Here is a 1,851-nt window from a genome sequence, read left to right on the forward strand (position 1 = left end):
GCGGATCCGTGTACGACGAGCAGTTAGAGGTGGGTTCCGCATGACCGAGCGCCGCAAGGCCAAACGCGCCCGCTGGGGGATCCTCGGCGCGCTCGTCATCGCCGCGACCCTGCTGACGGCACCGCCGGCGACCCCGCCCGCGGCGCACGCCGTCGACCTGCCGACCTGGGACGACGTGCAGCGCGCCAAGGCGAACCAGGCCGCGACCGACGCCAAGGTCAAGGAGATCGAGCAGCCCATCGTGAGCCAGAAGAAGGAGCTCGACCGGCTGCGCAACCTGCACAGCGACAAGATCGAGGCCAGCCGAGTCGCGGAGCAGAAGCTCGCCGAAGCCGCGGGTCGGGCGAAGACGCTCGAAGATGCGGCCGCGGCGAGCAAGAAGGAAGCCGATCGGGCGAAGGAGCAGGCGGCCGCGCTCGTGTCGCAGATGTACCGCTCGGGCGGCGTCGACCGCAACCTCGAGCTGTTCCTCGACTCCAACAAGGACACCGCCGACGCGCTGCTCGGTCGCCTCGCCTCGATGTCGAAGGCCACCGAGCGCAACACCGTGATCTCGGAGCAGGCCGAGCAGAGCACCAACAACGCCGACTCGCTGAGCAAGCAGGCCGAAGCCGCGAAGGCCGAGCGGGACCGCCTCGCCAAGGAGGCGGACGTCGCCGAGAAGGCCGCAGCGACCGCGGTGCAGAACCAGGGCGAGGTCGTGCGCAAGCAGGAGGCGCAGATCCAGGTCCTCGAGACCCAGCTCGCCGCCCTGCAGGACAAGACCACCAAGACGGTCGCCGGCTACCAGGAACGCCTGCGTCAGGAAGCCGAGGCGGAGCGCAAGCGGATCGAGGCCGAGAACCGCCGGCTGGCCGAGGAGGAAGAGCGGCGGCGCCGTGAGCAAGAGAACAACGGCGGGAACAATGGCGGCAACCCGCCCGTCAACCCCAACCCCGGGGGCGGCGGCAACAACGGCAGCAGCAACGGCTGGCTGATCCCGGTCACCGGCTACTACGTCTCCGAGGGCTTCCGCCCGCCGGGCCGCCCCGACCACACCGGCATCGACCTCGCGACCGCGTACGGCACCCCGATCCGCGCCGCGATGTCGGGTACCGTGGCGTCCGCCTACTGGGATCCCTGCGGCGGCAACATGGTCAGCATCAACCACCCCAACGGCTGGCAGACCCGTTACGCTCACATGGCGAGCTGGTCGCTCGTCGGCAACGGCCAGACCGTGCAGCGCGGCCAGACCGTCGGCTACGTCGGCAGCACCGGCTGCAGCACCGGCCCGCACCTCCACTTCGAGATGCGACCCAACCAGGACAACGGCTGGTACGACTTCGTGAACCCGGCGTTCGTCATCAACTTCTAAGACGGGCGGGTACGTCGAAGGGGGCGGGGATCATCGATCCCCGCCCCCTTCGACGTACCGGAGCCGTGCGGCTCCGCGGGCTCAGTGGCCCTCGGCCTGCAGGCGCTCCTGAGCTTCGACGATGAGCTGCTCGGCGTCGGCGGCCGAACCCCAGGCGTCGACCTTGACCCACTTGCCGGGCTCGAGATCCTTGTAGTGCTCGAAGAAGTGCTCGATCTCCTTGCGGGTGTACTCCGGGATATCGGCGACGTCCTGGATGTGCGCCCAGCGCGGATCCTTGTGCTGCACCGCGATGACCTTGTCGTCGCCGCCGGCCTCGTCGCTCATCTTGAGCACGCCGACCGGACGCACCTTGATGCCCACGCCGGGGAACACCGGGTAGTCGAGCAGCACGAGCACGTCGAGCGGATCGCCGTCCTCGCCGAGGGTCTCCTCGAAGAAGCCGTAGTCGGTGGGGTAGACGAAGCCCGTGTAGAGCACGCGATCGAGGTACACCC

The 1,851-nt window shown here is 69.0% G+C and carries 2 protein-coding genes; one reads left to right on the top strand and one right to left on the bottom strand.

Annotation, left to right across the window (positions count from 1 at the left end; translation table 11 throughout):
- Positions 1–40: 40 nt before the first annotated feature.
- Positions 41–1,354, top strand: a complete 1,314-nt coding sequence (locus IV04_RS24525; RefSeq protein ID WP_037441838.1) for a M23 family metallopeptidase — start codon at positions 41–43, stop codon at positions 1,352–1,354.
- A gap of 81 nt (positions 1,355–1,435) precedes the next feature.
- Here IV04_RS24525 and IV04_RS24530 read toward each other — a convergent pair.
- On the bottom strand, positions 1,436–1,851 hold a 416-nt coding region (locus IV04_RS24530; RefSeq protein WP_037441840.1), incomplete at its 5' end, for an inorganic diphosphatase.

This window comes from Serratia sp. Ag1, from assembly GCF_000743355.1.
Taxonomy (GTDB): Bacteria; Pseudomonadota; Gammaproteobacteria; order Enterobacterales; family Enterobacteriaceae; genus Chania.